We start from the raw sequence: 16953 nt of genomic DNA on the forward strand, positions 1-16953 counted from the left end.
CGCCTTTCGACGTCGACGTGACCTCGGCTCAGTTCCAGCAGGCGCTTGCAGCCGCCAGCGCCGCGTCGAAGCCCGTGTAGTTCTCGACCGATTTCCGTCCCGCATGGTTGACGACATAGTCGCCGCAACGGTCGCCGCTCATCGAGCCCGTGCGGGTTGCCGTCAGGCTGTAGCCGGTGCCCGCCGTGTTGGGCGTCAGTGCGATGGTGTAGTTGGCGGCCCCTTCGCCCGGCAACGGTGAAGTGCCGAACTGCGTCTTGAAGATGCCGTCGTCCGCGTTGATGTCCGTTCCGCCCGCCGTCTTCGCGTAGCTGTAGTTCTCGCTGTAGTGCCGCTCCAGCCATTGCTGGGCCTGGGCCAGCGAAGCCTTCACCTGGGCGCGCTTGCCCTTGGCGATGTGCTCCTTGTAGCTCGGGTAGGCGATGGCGCTGAGGATCGCGATGATGGCCACCGTGATCATCACTTCGACTAGCGTGAAGCCTCCCGCATGTTTGCGCGCCGCGCTCATCGGTGCTTCTCCACGGTGGTCTTCAGGCCGGGGATCTCGCGCCAGGCGATGCGCGACTGGGTGGTGTTCTTCTTCATCGTGACGTCCGAGTTCGGCCCGACGATCCGGGCGCAGGAGAGGCCCGCGGTGCAGCGGGCGGTCGAGTCCTCGGGAATGGCGAAGCGCTGGTCGAGGCCGACGATGCCGATCACCTCGCCCGCGGCGCCGGCAATGCCGAAGAGATTCGGCGTCGTGGAGACGCCGGCGACACCGTTCACCTGCACGTCCGCTCCCGCTGCGGTGTCGGTGCACACGACGCCCGTCGTCGCTTTCTTGTAGACGATGGGAATATTGACGTCCTTGCCCATGGCCTTCGGGTTGCTCAGCACCATGCCCGAAGCCAGCGACTCTGGAATATTCACATACCAGCCCTTCTTTCTGTTCCAGTCGACGGCACCGGTGGCGCTCTGGACGATCGCCTCGGCCTTCTCCGTGTCGAGGCTCCATGTGCGCTGCTGGAGATCGGTGACCCCCGAGGGAATGGTGCCGGGGGCATCGGCATAGCCCGGCTTGTCCCAGATTCCGAAGACGCGGTGCTTCCGTACCGCATCGGGAAAATCGCCGGAAAAGATCGACTGCCCCGTGCCGAACACCACGACCTGGCCACCGTGGGGATGAAAGCGCAGCACCGGTGCGGTCGTGATCGGGAGCTTGTTGTTCGAGCCGTCGAACGCCGAGTACAGCGGCTTGCCGTAGGCCTCCGCCCAAGCCGTCACGTCGGCACTGGAGACGTCGAACTTCCACATGTTGCCCTTGAGGTCGCCCGCATAGATCGCGTCGGCGATGCCGTCGTCGTTGGTATCGAGCCAGTTGGGCTGCATCAGTCCGCCGCCGCCCGCCGTGCCGACTTCGATGCGCTTGTAGTGGGTGTTGTCGGTCCACCTGCCGGCGGAACTCGGCCCGTCGATGAAAAGGATGTAGAGCACGGTCTTGCCCGAAGTGCTCGACACGCCATTGCCGAAGAGCACGGCGAACTTGCCGTTGGCCATTTTGGCGACCTGCGCGGCCTGGTTGCTTGCCGGATGCACCCCGCCGTCGGAGATCACGTAGCCGAGATCGGCGTCGTCCGCGGCGGTGAACTGCCACCGGTAGATGCTGGCGGCATTGGCTTCGGTCAGCGCCGCGGGCGATGTCACGTCGAGCGCGAAGATCGCCTTCGCGCCGCGCCCGAGGCTGGAGAAAAGGTAGGTCCTCCACGGATTGGTTTCCGCGGAAGTCTTCACGTCCGCGGTGAAGGGCGACCCGTCCGCATAGGCGCGCAGCTCGGTGATGGCGGCGTCCGGCAACTCCTTGAGGCGCGAGGAGAGCGCCTGCGGCACATAGGACATCACCGGCATCAGCGTATCGGCGGTGAAGGCGTGGAGCATGCCGTCCGCGGCGCCCACCCAGACCAGCTTGTTGCGCGACTTCTGTGCGGTCTTGAAGGTGCCGTAGCCCGCGAAGGCGGAGCCGAAGAAGTTGGCTGCGGGCCGGTCCTGCAGCCAGGGGTTGGAGTTGACCACGCCGCCCATGATCGAATCCGAATTCCGGTCGCGGAAGGTGCCGCCGTACAGCTTCTCCCTGGTGCGGGTGCCGCGCAGGTAGCCGATGACGTCCTGCTGCACGCTCGTCGATGCACCGAGGCCGGCCAGGTACGCCGCGCCCGCGGTGACGTTCAGGTCTTCATGGGTGAACGGCACCCCGGCGGTTCCGAGGTTCGTGATGATCTGGCGCGTCGTCGCATTCGTGAGATTGACCTGCCCCCTCGCGGAGGGCGTGCTTGCGAAATTGCCTGCCGAGTCCAGCCGGTACGCCAGCAGCTCGCCGTGCAGGTCGGAGGCCGAGAAGTTCGCGACGTACTTGTAGTCGCCGGCGCGCAGGTCGGGCCGCGACACGGCCGGAGCGGAGTTCGAGTTGCCGGTGATGTCCGCGAAGACCTGCCGCAGCGATTCCTCGAGCAGGTCCGGGCGCCGCGCGAGGAAGTAGTTGTCCGGAATGCCGTCGCTGCAGCTGGGCTGGCCCGCGGCCCCGCAGGCGGCGCCGTCGGCACGCTTGACGTCCCACTTGGAAGCGGCGTCGGGGAACCTGGTGGGATTCTTCTCGGAGTCCTTGAAGCCGCCGTACTTGGCGACGTACCAGAGCGGGTCCTGGATCGCCACGTCGTTCGAGCCGAGCATCTTGTAGTCGAGCCGGGTCTCGCCCTTCACGAAGACGTTGCCGATCTTCACGCACAGGCGTGGGGCCTCTCTGTAGTCCCAGCCGGGCGGTGTTTTCCCGTCGTCCTTCATATAGCACTTGTCTTTCGCCTCCACGGGTGCGGTCTGCACGCTCGATTCGGCATAGAGCGCGGGCTCGGCGGAGAAGTAGCTGTTGATGCCGCTGTGGAAGTGGCTCCCGTCCTTGTCGCTGCCCACCACCGTGTAGCCGAAGGCGAACGGCCCGGCGTTGCCGGTGTTCGACTCAAGGGTCTGCGTATAGATGCGCAGCGTGGGCGGGGTGGTGCTCGCATCGGTCTCGTAGCGGATGGAGCCGAGCATGTCCTGGTCCTGGTCTTCACCCAGCGCCTGGTGCTGCCAGAGCACGAGGAAGGTTCCCGATTCGCCGTTCGCCGCGCGCCTCAGGACCTTGAAGTCCACCATGTTGCCAGGCAGAGGCCTGTTGCCATTCCAATCGATGCTGGCAGGTGTGATGAAGACGTAGCTGCGTGGATTGGACCCCGGAACCGGAACACGGATGGAGGCCGATCCGCCCGACATCGTCACCGCGTACTGCCGGACCTTCAGCACGTTCGCATTGGCGTCCGAAGGCACGGTGAGTTCGGGGCGGATGCGGTTCACATGCGCGTAGTAGGCGGCGCCCGCGCCAAGGTAGGTGCCCCGCATATTCGGCGCCTCGGGGCACAGGCCCGCCACGAGGCTCAGGCTGCCGATGAGCTTGCCGGTGCAGATGCCGTTGACGTCCGTGCCGTTGGAGCCCGCCAGGCGGGTCGTGCCCGAAATGCCCTCATGCTCGGAGTTGCCGATCAGGTCCGTGTAATAGGCGGCGCTTCGCGGTGCGCCGATGCCTGAAGCGCTGTCGTTGAAGGCGCCCATCTTGTCTCCATCGAAGGTTCCCACGCCGCTGGAGACGGTGACCATGTTGAGCGGGCGGCAGATGTTCTTGCCATAGAGCGACTCACGAGATTTCTGCGAATTCGGGTAGGCCGGATTGGCCTTGAGCGGATCGATCCAGGAGGGAGACGGCAGACCGAGCGTGCTGTCGTTCTCTCCGCCGCTGTAGAGCGCCTTTGTTTCGGGGGGGTGGGCGTAGTAACGCAGCCCCTCCAGGAGAATTTCGCCGATGGGATTGCCCCATGATGGGCACTTCCCATTCTCGATCCTGTCGGAGGTGCAGGTCGTCGAGTAAATCCCGGTTGAGGGGTTGTACCCGAACGGCCTCAGCCGATTCAGCGAATAGATGATGCCGCGGTCATTGGCGTTGGCAAAAACCTTGAACACCCCGGTCTGCGCATCGATCTCGTCGTTGATCTCGGACATGTTCTTTCGAAGCACGCCGCCATCGAGATTGGTGTCGAAGGAACCGAGGAACATCGCGAATTCGGCCTTGGCCGGGCTCTGGCCGTAATTGCTGCTTTCGCCGAATTCATTCAGCAGGCCGATGGGCTTCAGATTTGAATTCGGATATTGCTTGCAACGCTCTTCCCCGATCAGATCTTTTCGGCAGACCTCCACTCGGGCCATGTATTCATTGGCCTTCGCCGGATTTTTGCCTTGGTGCGCCGATGCGCCACCAGCACCCACATAATTCGCGGTCATGAATGCGACGGTCGAATCCTGCCAATCGTATTTTCCCTCGTTCAACCAGTTGCAGCTGCGGACTTCCGTCATGTTCCACAGAACGTAGTTGCCTTCGGCGGCACGAATCACCGGGTTCAACTTCGATATCTGCGATTCTTCGGCGTTGGTCGGATTCTCGTGACGGCGGCACAGCGTGAGCCCCGTGGCGTATGAAAACGGCGTGAGGCGAATCAGGTCGGGGCCGTTGTAGTACTTGGCGTAGGCCTGGCTGTTGCGCGGGACGAAGGCCATTTCGAGCACGGTTTTTCCAGGATTCTGCGAAGACCCGGCTTCGTCGGTGGAGCGCAATCCGCCGTAAAGAATCTTGCGAAGCACGTCCATGCGGGACATGGTGGCCCAATTCAGGAAATTGCCGCTCCAGAGGCTGGATGATCTGGCACCCGCTTCGGCGCAGTAGTACCTCGGCGAACCCGCCGGGTCTCCGGCCACGGTCACCTTTTCGGCCAATTTCGCCGGAATGAAATTGCCGGCTGCTCCGGTGCCGCCATAGCTGTAGCATTTCGTCGGATCGAAGTAGCCGTAGTACTTGAAATAGGGCAGGAAGAAATAGTCGATGCTGCCGTCGAAGTTCAGGTCTTCGTAGTCGGTGTAGGCGCGGCTGAACATGCTGTAGTCCTTCGACACGTTCAGCACCACCATCGGCAGGTTCGGGTCCGGATTCACATTGGGCGGAATCGCCTGGATCTGGGCATTGGAAGCGGCAGCGCCTGCCAGCGCCAAGATCGCCGCAAGCTTGGGGATCGGTGATTTCATTTGTCAGCTTCGCTTGAAGTAGCTCTGCAGCACGACTTCGGTGTTCGGGTCGAGGCCCCAGCCGCGCGCGGTATTCCTGAAATAGATGTCGTCGCCGCGCTGCATGTACTCGATGAGGTACTCGGGCTGGCGCGACACGCCCTGGACGCCCGGCGTGCCGGTGAAGGTGCCGAGCGGCACTCCGCCGGTGAAGGTGCAGGTCGAGGGCGGGGACGCCTTCCAGCCGACGCCACCCCTGTCCGCCGGCCACCATGGCTCGGGATTGGTCTTGGCCTTGGAGTTGCTGGCTGCGTAATAGCTCGCGGGGCTCTGGTCGCCGAAGCGGCACTGGCCGCGCGGGCAGTCGGTGCCGAAGTTCGGCTCGCCGTAGGCCGACTTGATGGGACGGTCTTCGCCGCGCGCGCAGGTCGCACCTGCCACGTCGGCTGTCAGGGCGATGTCGCGCTCCGCATCGCGCAGGGCAGCCTCGGCCGCCTGCCTGGCGACTTCCATGTCGAGCACGTTGCGCGCGACGTGCTCGCCGAACATCACGCGCCGCACGGCGTAGGCGGCGACGCCCGACAGGATCAGGATGAAGGCCAGCACGACGACCATGGCGAGTCCGCGCTCGGCGGCAGGGTGGCGCGGGGTCTTCAAAATGTCCTCGTGAGGTTGTTGCGCACGCCGAAGATGCGGGTCTGCTGCTTGTAGACGGCGCGATCGGAATTCGTGAACGCGACGGAGGTGCCGTCGCAGTCCACATAGCTTCCGCCGGACGTCTGCCTCGCGGAGGCGTCCAACGTCTTGGTCACGACACACACCTGGACGGCGACGACGCGCTGCCACCCCGTCTTGCTCTCCCCGTTGATGGTGGCGACTGAAAGACCGTTGACTTCCGCCGCCGTGAAGAAACGCGCGGGCGCTTCGAGCGTATTGGCCTCGGAGACGCCGTAGCGGAACCTCAGCTGGGTGACGCCGGCAACGATGGGCTGATGGGGCTTGGTGTTCGGCCCGTTGCCGGCGCAACGGAAGCTTCGCGTCGTGACGGACCGGCCGTCCTGCTTGTAGGTGTAGTTGGCGCCCAGCCCGTAGACATTGCTGATGAACAGCGGCAGCGCGACGGTTCCGGTGCCTTTGGTCCCGCTGCCGGCGCGATCCTTGTTGTACTGGTTTCCATCGAATTCGGCGAGTTCGACGTCCTGCCGCAGGCAGTCCTTTCTGGTGCCGACGCCTTCGATCTCGAAGTTGTCGGCAGAGAAGTAGTTGACGACGAGCGAATCGGGCTCTCCTTCCTTGGCTGCAGGGCAAGTACCCTTCTCCACGTCGAACAGCCCCGAGCTGCATCCGAAGATTCCCTGGTCGAACGCCGAGGCCGAACTCGACACCACATTCGAATAACCGCCATGGAACCTGGAGGACTCGAGCGAGCCGGGGAAGCTGGCCGGGTAGAAGCCCGCGTTCTTCAGGTCGCGGCCGATGATGTCCAGCACGATGCTCGCGGCCTCCTGCTGCTGGGCGCTCGCATCCACCGCCCTCGAGACCCGCGTCGTCGAGATGAGCAGGTAGCTCGCCGCGGCGACGAGCAGCAGCCCGATCACGATCGCCACCAGCAGCTCCACCAGCGTGAGGCCTCGCGACCTGCAGGCACGCGTCTTCGCCTTCATGGAAGAACCCTCGCGGTGTAGCAGCGCACGCCGGCCGGTGCCTTTGCCTGATCGGGACAGCAGAAACGCGCAGACGCCTTCTGCAGGTCTTCAGGCTTGCCGGTGCAGCTGGCCTGCGTCACGGCGTCGCCGCTTTCGTCGACCGCGCTCTTGTCGAACCACATGACGCTGACATCGAACCCGGCCTGGACATCCCCCGTGATGTAGCCCGCGCCTCCCGGCAATGCGGTGCGCAGGATGTTCTTCCAGCGCGCAAGGTCGAAGTCGGCCAACTGCGCCGGTGTGCAGGCGGCGCTCCCGCAATCCCTTGCCGCTTCGGTGAGCACCTCGGCGACCTGCTCCGAATAGGTGTCGGTCAGCTGGTAGCCCTTGCCCTCCACGCCGACGCCTGCGACGACGCCCGAATATCCGTTCGCTCCGGGCGCGTTGACGCGGATCCTCTCGGACAGGTCGTTGATGAGGGCCGGGACATTCAGCCTGGCTTCATTGCCGGTCTGGTACCTCACCGCGGCAGCGACGAGGCCTGCGACGGCGATCAGTCCGAGAGAAAAGATCAGCAGAGCCACCAGCGCCTCGATCAGCGCCACACCCGATTGCCGAGCGCGATACGTCATTCGCCCTCCGCCTCAGTTCTGGTTGCTGTCGTCGCAGCTGATGCCGCCGACGTTGCCGACGCGGGCGCGGCCCATCATGTCCAGGCACACGACCTTGGAGGCGGAATCCCCAGCAGGCGCGAGGCTCAGTGCCTGCTGCCCGGCAAGACTCGAGCGGCCGCGGGCATCGAAGCGCAGCGTCGCGACCTTGCCGGTGGGCGCGGTCAGCGTGGGGCCGTCGGTCTTGCCGATGTAGAACTTCAGCAGCTGCGCCGTGTCGTCGGTGGCGACGCTGTCGCACTTGGGGTTGGAGAACACGATCCACCCGCCGCTCCACTCGGTGCCGGTGCTGGCGCAGACCGGATCGGCGGCGGTGATGTCCCTGGGCACGCAGACGGTGACGCACTTGTTCTTCGCGATGGCCTCGGAGCGCGCGAAGCCGACTGCCATGGTGAATTCGTTGCCGAGCGTCGCGGCAGCCGAGTTCTTCTGCATCGCCACGAAGCTCGGCGCGGCCAACGCCAGAAGGATCCCCATGATCGCAATGACGACGACGATCTCGACGAGCGTGAAGCCACTGCAACGAAACGCCTTGCGCTTCCCCGGCATGGTTGAAATCCTCCCTTGCAAGCTTTGTGTCTATATGTGTCCTTCGATGCTAAATGAGTTTGAAAGTACTAATTTGCCGTTTGTCACCCGCACGCGACCGCTCGACGCCTGCGCTGCGTCTATTGCGGCGCCGCCAACTGTGGATCCCGGTCGGCCTCTTTCAGCCAGCGCGCGAACTCCTGCGGAAAGGCGTCGCTGAAGCGCTCCGCCTGCGCCTGGGCTTCACTTTCGCGGCCCAGCAACTCGGCGCTTTCGATCAGCTTCACGATGACGCGCGGCTCCGGCGAGAAATGAATCACGCGCTGCGCGAGCGAATGCATCTCGGCGGCATTCACGGGCGTCACGGTGGTCAGCGTCAGCTGCGCGAACTCGGCCTGGCGCGCGAACAGCCACGTCCCCCGTACCTTGGCGAGCGTGTCTTCCCTGTACGCCGGGAGCCGTTCGCCGGGTGGCAGGTAGATCTGGCTGACGCGGACGTAGTCCCAGCCGGCGAGCCCCACGACCACCAGCATGACGGTTGCCGCCAGGGCTGACAGCGCAGGCCGGACCGCAACGCGGCCCCCGCCCGGCCAAAGAATGCCGAGGCACAGCCCGAACACCAGCTGGAACGGGCCATACCAGAGCGGGTACTCGAGCAGGCTGTGCAGCACGATCGCACCCAGCATGCCCCAGGCCATCAGGCGCGCAGGGTCCCGCTCCCGCCAGGGCCGCGCGGCAAGCACCATCCAGAGGAAGCCGCCGCAGATCAGCACGGCGGCGGGAATGCCCAGCTCCACCGCCAGGTGCAGCGGGAGGTTGTGGGCGTTGTCGAGGATCTCCACGAACCGGGGGCCGTCGTACCGGGTGCTGTAGTGCGCGAAGCTGAGCTCGCCCCATCCCCAGCCGGTCCAGGGGTGCTGGGCGATCAGCGTGAGCACGTTGCGCCACAGGATCAGGCGGCTGTGGTCCTGGGGGGCGCCGGTGTGGAGGCGTTGGAGCATGCTTTCGACGGTGCCTTCGCCGCCGGTGGCCAGTTGGGGAAGCACCCAGGCGATCGCAAAGTACAGCGGGATGGTTGCGAGCAGCCACTTCGGGTCCGGCAGGCGATGGAAGACAACGCTGCCTTTATGTGCGTTTCGCCTTTCCCGCACTGCGATGAAGGCGGCCACACCGGTGATCGACAGCAGTTGCAAAAGGCCCGTGCGCGAAGTCGATGCGGCTGCGGCAATCAGCAGGAGCACGGCCGCAGCCATCAGACCGCGCCGAACGCGCAATGCCTCGTTGGTCGCGTAGAGCCAAAGGGCGGCGCACCAGGCCATGCTGATCAGGGTCGCGAACTGATTTCGCTGGCGGAGATTGCCGTAGGCCTGTCCCAGCGCGGGGGAAGTCGTCCAGGGGACGAGAGGTTCGGCAAGTCCGTAGTACTGCAGCAGGCCCAGAACCGCGCTGACGATTCCAGCAGCCAGCACTCCCCAGGCCAATCCGGCAGCCCCCAGGGCGGCGCCCGACATGCGCGCACCTGCCAGCGCCGCCACCGCTACTGCCGCCACCGCAGTGCAAGCAGGCACCCAGAAGCCCCATGTAACCCCATGAAATAGCGCGATGCAGCCCGCGCAGAGCATCAACCAGCAAATTGCGCGGCAATCGAGCTTTTCTCCTCGGCCGCCGCACGAGAACAGCAGGAGTGCGATGCAGGTCCAGGCACACAGCATCTGCCAGACACTGACAGATGGGCCGGCCACCCATGGAAACAGAAAAGGGAGGGCGATCATCGCCGCGCGGAACGATTGCATCGGCGGAATTGTGCAGCGCACGCGATACGCGGACATCTGCCGATCCGGCAACAGGCGTCCATTCAGGAATGAGTTGCCTCGTCATTCAGCCCCGCCACTGGCGAGACATTTCGTCGGATCGACCAAGCGTGAATGGGGTTGCGCCGTGGTCGCACAGATACACCGCAGCCTCCAATGCAAGACGCACCGGAGGCCTGCTGGATCGAAGTCGATGCGAACTATTGCGGCAACAGCATGCTGACTAGCGCCAGCAATCCGCAGGCGTACCCGGGGTACTGGCCGCGATCCCCTTGGTACCTTTGGCATCCAAGGTGAAATCGCCGCATTTGCGATCTGAAGCCTGCACCCCTGAACGCTGGGCCTTCAACGTGTAGCCACCGTCGCTGCCATCTGCGGCTGCACTCAAAACTAGCGTGTAGTAGCCGTTTTGCGACGCAGCGCCATACGGTAGCTTCAGGTTGTTCGCCACAGTGGTGTAACTCCCGTTCTGCGCCCTCCAACGCTCCTGGCGTGCGGCTGCATCGTTGAGCAGGTTCTGTCCCTCCACTCGCCGGGACCGCATCACGTATTCCGTGTATGACGGGTAAGCAATGGCCGCCAGGAGGGCGACGATGGCCACTGTGATCATCAGCTCGATCAGGGTGAAGCCCTTTTCAGCATTGCGCACTTGTTTCTCCTTCAAAAGCCCTGCTGCTCGCCATTTGCAGCGAGCGCAGGCGGCGTCAGGCGACGCCTCCACCCTCATCCTTGCAACCAAGCGAACGCGAAACATCAGTTCGGCGGCTGCTTGCGCCAGCTTTGGCGGCCAAACTGCAGACCGTGATTGACCCGCTTTTCGGCATTCGCGGTGGGGTCGAAAATCCGCTCTCCGCGGATGGTCTGCCTGCCGGCGCCCGTTTCGGTGCCGTTGACCTGGCCGCCTCCAATCGCGTCTGCGGCAGTGAATACACCGTCGCCGTTCATGTCGAACACGACATAGTCGGTACGGCCGCCGCCATTCGGATCTATGCCGTAGATCGTGCCGCTCATGCCTGCTGCGCAAGGGTCTTCCGAGGTCCGCACTGACGTAAGGAACAGCCCTCGGCCATACAGCGTCATGTCGTAGACCATCTTCTCCCCGTTGCGCGGCAGATCCACCATCCAGCCCCATTTCTCGACATCGCTGTCCCGCTTGCCGGTGGCACTGGTCTTGTACCAGAGCACCGTGTTGTTCGTCAGCGAGAAGTTGCCGAACCGGCCACCAACTCCTCGAACGTCTGGGCCTGCAGATCGGTGCGCCCCTTGGACGCTGTTGGAAGAGGTGTGGGGGCAGTCGCGCCCCTTGCGCTGTAGCGATCCCAGATGCCATACGCGGTCTGCTTCTGCGCGTTGCTCTTGTCGCTGGCCGTCAGCAGGCGGCCGGTGCCGAAGATCACCAGATCGCCCAATCCCGTGGGGTGCTGGATCACGTAGGGAGCTGCCGTGATGGCTTGGCGCTTGCCGTCCGCATCTTTGGCGGTGAAGAACTTCTGCACTGTCCACGTCGAAACATCACCGCTGCTCATGTCGAAGCGCCACACGTTGCCCACCAGGTCGCCTGCGTAGGCCAGGTCCACCTTGCCATCACGGTTGTTGTCCACGGCGGTCACGCGCGACAGGCCGTTGCCCAGGGGCATCGAGGCCGTCAACTCGGCGGCCGTCATGCCGCCATCCAGATCGAAGCGCCGAAGCACGCTGCCATTGGAGATGTCCAGGACGAACAGGCTGGCACCGCCCCCGCCCGCCGTGCTGTTGCCCCCCTGATAGCCACTCGGCACCAAGGCAACCCATTTGCCTTTGCCGGTTGCAGGATCATTGAGGCGGGCGATGGTCGGCTGCGGAAGCGAACTGCCCATATTGGAATTCTGATCGGAACCGAACTCCCACAGCAGCTGAGGCGAGGTGGGATTGGTGACGTCGAGCGCGAACACCTGCCTGCCGCCGGCGCCCAGGCTGCCGATCACCACCTTGTGCCAGGTCGAGCCGAAATACACGTCCGAGGCAACGGGGGAGCCGTCGACGTAGTAGCGATGGGGTGTCCCGTCTTTCTTTCCGTAATCGGACACTGTGAGCGTGTTCAGGTTGCCGCGCAACGCAGTGGGAATGAAGGCGAACTCCTCCGCGCCGTTGTCGGCACGGAAGGCGTGGAACATGCCGTCGTTGGCGCCGACATAGATCATCTCTGGCTGGCTCGCTTGGCCGGTGGCAAAGGCCGCGTAGTTGCTGCCGGTACCTTCCAGCGGATCTGCGGCACCCGCACGGTAGAGCGCACCCTTCACGCGCAGCGGCGACGAATTCACGATGTCGCCCAGCACGTTGGGACTGGTGCCATTGGGCAGGGTCTTGCGGACGCGAAGCGTGTTGGTCTCGCCGCGCAGAAAGCCGATCCGCTGTTCGGCCTTGCCGTCCGCCCGGCCTGTGGCGGGATCCAGGTTGAGCGCCGTGAGCCATGCGGCATCGGCTGTCTGCGCATTGATACCCGCGAAGGTGAAGGGGCGCAGGGTCGGTGTGGTGCTGCCGGCGCCCGCGTACAGGATCTTGCGGGTGGTCTTGTCGCGCGCAGCCAGTTGCTCCGCAGCGCTCCACTGCCGCACGTAGTTCAGTCCGGTGGTGGCGTTCTCGGTGAGCTTTTCGCGGATGACGTCACCCACCCAGCCATCGGCCTCGAAACGGGTGCGATAGATGTCGGCCCCAGCCGCGATCGTGCCACCAGGCACATCGACCGACACCGCTGTCACGGAGTTGGTGTTCTGCAGGATGTCGTTGAACGCCTTGGTCATCTGCGCCTTCAGCGTGGTGGCGTTGGTGACCAGGAAATAGTTGTCCGGGTCGCCCACGACAGAGGCGGGATCGCGCCCCGGCATGCCGTACTTGGCGGCGTACCAGAGAGGGTCCTTGAGGAAGCTGCCGGAGGTACTGCTGGTGCTGGGCGTGAAGGTCCGGCTGGCGGACAGCGGCAACGATGCGCACTCCGCATCGGAGGATCTCCCTACGCAATAGCCTGGCGCGCGATTGGGGGGCGTGTTCAGCGCGTAGTACACGGAACCCGTGTCCTTGTCGCGGACCTCAAGGTACATGCCGTCCTGGGTGGTGCCCGAGATCACATAGCCCATGTGCTGGCCGATGCCGCCCGCCGCGTACTCGGACAGCATGTCGACCTTCACAGTGCCGTCCGCCTGCAACGAAACGATATAGCGCGAGATGGCATCCATGTCATGGTCGGCGCCTTGCTCCACGTCCTCGTAATTGATGCGGAACTCCGCGTAGGGCCGCCCACCGTTGATGCTGGCGTTCTGATCGGCCGTGCCTGTGTTGGCGATCCGGTCCACGTAGTAGTCCACGATCTGGTCGGTCGGCGCGAAGCGCGTGGGATCGATGTTGTAGCCCGTCACGGACTTGGCGAAGGGAGAGATCGTCACGAACCGACCATTGCCTACCGGAAACCGAATCTGCGGCAGCGGAGAGGCGATGGCCACCGAGTAGGTCATCAACCGGTTCTTGCCCCTGGCATTGCCGAAAACGGCGTTGTTGGCGCCGAAGCGGGATACGCCCGGCGGAGTAGTAACTGCCCTCCTTGCTCGGCTCCTGAGGCGACAGTCCGCGTACCCAGGAAAGGTCCTCGACCGTTTTCACCGATGGCGCGCCATTGGCATTGGTCGAATTCGACTGCCCGATGAAGAAGCTCTTGCCGTGAATGCCCTCGGCGGCGCCGATGGCCTGCACCTCGTTGGCGACATTGAAGCCGGTCAGCGCGTCCGCATTGAGCGCGACGGACGACTGGTAGCGGCTGCCCGGTATCTTCGTGTCGTACGAAGGATTGATGTCACTGAGTACCGTCATCACCGGGCGCGCGCAATGCTGGTAGCCACCGCCGTTGGGCTTGGCAGCATAGGGCGACACCCAGTCAGGCTTGGAAAGATTCAAAGGATCCGAACTGTCCTTGGCCCCGCTGCCATAGTCGTACAGGCTGTGTGCGCCGGTAGCGCCGCCAAAGTAGCGCATCGTCTCGAACATCATCTCGCCAACAGGGTTACCCCACATCGAACATATCGATGGATCGGTCTTGCCACTGATTGGGCCGTCGGTAATCCAGCCACAATCGTTGTACTGGCTGCCGTTGAAGCCGATCAGGCGCAGGCGGTCGATGTTGGCAACGACGCCGGCCACCCCGGCCTGGAACACGCCCGTCTGCGGATTCACTTCGTCGGCAAAGCTGCTCATGTTGCGCCGCAGGATGCCGCCCGCGATGTTCTTCTGGTACGAGCCCGAGAGCAGGCCGAAGTACATCTTGTTGTTTTCGCCGAAGTCATGCAGCAGGCCGGTTGGCTTGTAGATGGCTGTGCCACCGCTGTTCGGGTAGGACTTGCAGGTGGCCTCGCGCAAGGCCGCGTCGGTGCTGGAGCAGGCTTCCACGCGGATCTTGCGGGTCGTGATCGCGCTGGCGGGCCGCGTGACTTTCAGGGCCAGCCCCCAGTTGTCGTCCCCCCTCCTTCAACATGGCGGAATCTCACCGTCTTCCAGCCTGCCGTCGCGAAATTGAAGTCCTTGGAGTGGCTCTGCAAGCCGTTCTGGCTTCGGTCCGCGCCGTGGCCGCCATACCAGCCCCAAGTCGTGCCATCGATGGTGGCCTCCACGGCGTCGTCCCCGTCGACGGCAAAGGTATAGGCCCCCGACGTCGGGATGTAAATATCGCCCGAGATCTCGGTCAGGTAGTTGTCATGGGTGCAGCCGTTGGTGCCAGCAAATGGGTTGTTGTTTCCGCCGGTGGTATCGATCAGGCTGATCGTGCTTGTTCCGCAACGGTTGGCATTCGTGCCGTTGTCGTTGAAGAACTTGGTCATCTGCGTTTTGTTCTCCGGCGTCCCTGCATTGTTTGTCTTCTTCCACGTCATGATGGTCAGGTTCCGGTATGCGCTGCTGGGCAGCATCTCGAACACCGAACCGCCATCCGCCGCGCATGCCACCCCGCCCAGGCAGACGTCCTGCCCCGCGGTCCCCTCCTTGGATACCCAGTCCCAGATCTGGAACTTGGAGTCGTTCAGAACCCGCAAGCGAGGAATTGCGTTGTCTCCGGTTTCGCCCAGCGTGGTCACGGCAAAGAGATGGCGTGTGCCGCTTGCCGGCTGCGCCAGCGGTGCATAGTCGCTGATGTTGTAGACAGTGCCATCGCGCGCGGGGTCGTAGGCCTTGCCCCAGGCATGCGCATCACGAGGTATGTATGCCGCCTGCAGAACGGTGCTGCTGGTGGTGTCGGTCACGCGCGTTCCACCATAGAGCACCCGACGCATCGCATCCATGCGCGATGTGGCGAGGTAGTTCAGGAAGTCGCCGCTCCAGCGGGTGCCGCCGCAAATCTTTTTCTTGGCACCCGTGGCGGCCGCGACAGGCGTGAACTTGTCGTCAGCGTATGTGTAGCAGGCGTTGTTGTTGAAATAGCCGTAGTAGTCGATCTGATCCGGCTTGTAGCCGACGTCGATCACTCCATCGCCATTCAGGTCGGAGGCGTCGTTGTAAGCCTCGTAGTAGAGCTTGTGGTCGCGCCCCATCACAAGCATGTTCAGCGGCGGATTGCTCTCGCTCACGAACAGCGGCGTCTGTGCAAGGCCCGTGTCTCCAGCGTCTTGCGCGGTCGCAAGGTGCTGGCCGAAAAGCAGCGCAGCTGCTGCCGCAAGCAGGCCTGCGGCGTGGAAGGTACGGAATATGAGGCGGTTCGTTGAACGTGTGGAGCGAGCCATTGCAGCCCTCCTCGACTATTTATTTGATGAAGAGATTGACCGTGGAACGCAGGCAGAACGCCTGCGGGCCGCAGGCTTGCACGCTGGTTTCGGCAGTAGCCTGGGCATTGAGTTCGTAGAACTCAGTACATCCGGTGGTTGCGGCTTCGAGAGCGGATGTCGCGCTCGAACCCTTGGGGCAGACAGTGGAGATGTAGCGCGGATACCAGTAGCCGTAGGGGCCCGTGAAACCGGTGGCTGCAACCTTGGAGGTAAACGTAGTGCTCAATCCAAGAGGATCGGCACGGGCCTCGGAAACGAAACAGGGCTTCACGCCGTCATAGGGGCTGGTCGAACCATCCGCACACTTGGACAACGACAGGCCGTACTTCTGGATAGCGCGCTCACCCTCTCGCAGAGCGCCGTCCGCCGTTTCCTGCAGGCGCTGGCTTTCGAGCATATTGCCAGCGATGCGCGATTCCAGAGTAACCGTTCGCATGCCGACCACGGCCAGTACCAGCACCAGCAGCATCATGATCATCGCGACGAACAGCGCTGCCCCGCGCTGGCGCGCTCGCGGCGAAGGAGGCAGGGAGTGATGTGGCATGCTCATGGCATCAGGTTTCTTAACGTGAGGGAGCCGCTGGCCAACTGGTAGAGTTGGCCCTTGTTGGTGTCGCAACTGGCACGGGCGCCACCGGCGCGTTCCCAGCGGTCACACACGGATGACTCCATGCCTCCTGTGACCCTCTCGGTCGTACTCGCCAACAGGACGGCATAGCGCAGGGAACGAATGACGTCATCGGCGCCGAGGGTTCCGGTCTTGAACTGCTCGACGCGCCGCTCGGCAAACGAGTCACTGCCCTTGCCGACGCCAAACTCGAAAAGCACGTCGCGCACACCGACCGCAACTTCCTGCTTGGCTTCGGCCTGACTGCCGGCCTGGCAGGCCAGCGCGCCCTGGCTGAGGAAATACTTTTCGACGAAAAGGCCCGCGCCCAGAGCAGGCGCGGGTGGCGCCTCATAGGCCCCCAGCCCGGCAATGCCAGCCGCAGATCCCGCACAGTCCTTTTCATTGTTGTCACGCGCCTGATAGCGGATGCACAAGGTGCTGGCGTTGACGGCATAGATAGCCTGGCCCGCGGCGAACTTGCAGCCATTGGGATGAGCGCTGGCATCGGCTGGAAAGGCTTCATCCATGGCCTGCGTGGGATCGCGCCGATAACCGGCCTTCGTGAACTCGTCATCCAAGGTCCCCAGCGCATAGCGGCTGTTGCCGAGGTTCTCGCTCTGGCTGGTACGGAAACCGAAGTTGCGCGCCCCCTCCATATAGATCGTGGTGGCGATCAGAATGACAACGAGGCCTACGGCCACAGCCACCATGAGTTCGACCAGCGAGATACCCTGCTCGGCCGCGCGAGAGCGGCGAAGGACATGGACGTGCGCCTCAGGAGATGCAAGCAACATG

14 protein-coding genes are annotated in these 16953 nt (G+C 63.8%); all 14 read right to left on the reverse strand.

Annotated elements, in window-relative coordinates; all coding sequences use genetic code 11:
• Window positions 1-28 precede the first annotated feature (28 nt).
• The 14 genes from ACHMXA_RS02500 to ACHMXA_RS02565 all read right to left on the reverse strand — a co-directional run bounded on the left by ACHMXA_RS02500 (window position 29) and on the right by ACHMXA_RS02565 (window position 16952).
• Complete coding sequence (locus ACHMXA_RS02500; protein WP_395318202.1) at window positions 29-508, reverse strand: type IV pilin protein; 480 nt, start codon at window positions 506-508, stop codon at window positions 29-31.
• Window positions 505-5136 carry a pilus assembly protein gene (locus ACHMXA_RS02505; RefSeq protein WP_395318204.1) on the reverse strand — a complete coding sequence of 1544 codons (4632 nt, stop codon included), beginning with the start codon at window positions 5134-5136 and terminating at the stop codon, window positions 505-507. Before ACHMXA_RS02505 ends, ACHMXA_RS02500 begins: the two co-directional genes overlap by 4 nt.
• Before the next feature lie 3 nt (window positions 5137-5139).
• Window positions 5140-5772: a hypothetical protein gene (locus tag ACHMXA_RS02510; RefSeq protein ID WP_395318206.1), complete on the reverse strand. Its 633-nt coding sequence runs from the start codon at window positions 5770-5772 to the stop codon at window positions 5140-5142.
• Window positions 5769-6779, reverse strand: coding sequence for a PilW family protein (locus tag ACHMXA_RS02515; protein ID WP_395318208.1), 1011 nt, complete (start codon window positions 6777-6779; stop codon window positions 5769-5771). The genes ACHMXA_RS02510 and ACHMXA_RS02515 overlap by 4 nt, the downstream gene beginning before the upstream one ends.
• Entirely contained in the window at window positions 6776-7393 is a 618-nt protein-coding gene (gene pilV / locus ACHMXA_RS02520) for a type IV pilus modification protein PilV (protein ID WP_395318210.1), read from the reverse strand. The genes ACHMXA_RS02515 and pilV overlap by 4 nt, the downstream gene beginning before the upstream one ends.
• Window positions 7394-7405: 12 nt before the next feature.
• The gene (locus ACHMXA_RS02525; protein WP_395318212.1) at window positions 7406-7981 is read right to left on the reverse strand and encodes a GspH/FimT family pseudopilin; all 576 of its coding nucleotides are present in this window, start codon (window positions 7979-7981) and stop codon (window positions 7406-7408) included.
• A gap of 119 nt (window positions 7982-8100) precedes the next feature.
• Window positions 8101-9753 (reverse strand): PglL family O-oligosaccharyltransferase, encoded by a 1653-nt coding sequence (locus ACHMXA_RS02530; RefSeq protein ID WP_395318214.1) that lies wholly within the window; start codon window positions 9751-9753, stop codon window positions 8101-8103.
• A gap of 241 nt (window positions 9754-9994) precedes the next feature.
• Complete coding sequence (locus tag ACHMXA_RS02535; RefSeq protein WP_395318216.1) at window positions 9995-10435, reverse strand: type IV pilin protein; 441 nt, start codon at window positions 10433-10435, stop codon at window positions 9995-9997.
• Between the two features lie 89 nt (window positions 10436-10524).
• On the reverse strand, window positions 10525-10956 hold the full coding sequence (locus ACHMXA_RS02540) for a hypothetical protein (protein WP_395318218.1): 432 nt from the start codon (window positions 10954-10956) through the stop codon (window positions 10525-10527).
• Between the two features lie 11 nt (window positions 10957-10967).
• Window positions 10968-12983, reverse strand: a complete 2016-nt coding sequence (locus ACHMXA_RS02545) for a pilus assembly protein (RefSeq protein ID WP_395321209.1) — start codon at window positions 12981-12983, stop codon at window positions 10968-10970.
• A gap of 1 nt (window position 12984) precedes the next feature.
• A complete protein-coding gene (locus ACHMXA_RS02550) occupies window positions 12985-14184 on the reverse strand; it encodes a hypothetical protein (RefSeq protein WP_395318220.1) in 1200 nt (399 codons plus the stop codon).
• Window positions 14185-14228: 44 nt separating this feature from the next.
• Complete coding sequence (locus ACHMXA_RS02555; RefSeq protein WP_395318222.1) at window positions 14229-15506, reverse strand: hypothetical protein; 1278 nt, start codon at window positions 15504-15506, stop codon at window positions 14229-14231.
• A gap of 19 nt (window positions 15507-15525) precedes the next feature.
• Window positions 15526-16098 (reverse strand): PilX N-terminal domain-containing pilus assembly protein, encoded by a 573-nt coding sequence (locus ACHMXA_RS02560; RefSeq protein ID WP_395318224.1) that lies wholly within the window; start codon window positions 16096-16098, stop codon window positions 15526-15528.
• Window positions 16095-16952 (reverse strand): PilW family protein, encoded by an 858-nt coding sequence (locus ACHMXA_RS02565; protein ID WP_395318228.1) that lies wholly within the window; start codon window positions 16950-16952, stop codon window positions 16095-16097. The genes ACHMXA_RS02560 and ACHMXA_RS02565 overlap by 4 nt, the downstream gene beginning before the upstream one ends.
• Window position 16953: the final 1 nt, after the last annotated feature.

The organism is Variovorax sp. UC74_104, from assembly GCF_044055375.1.
Taxonomy (GTDB): domain Bacteria; phylum Pseudomonadota; class Gammaproteobacteria; order Burkholderiales; family Burkholderiaceae_C; genus Variovorax.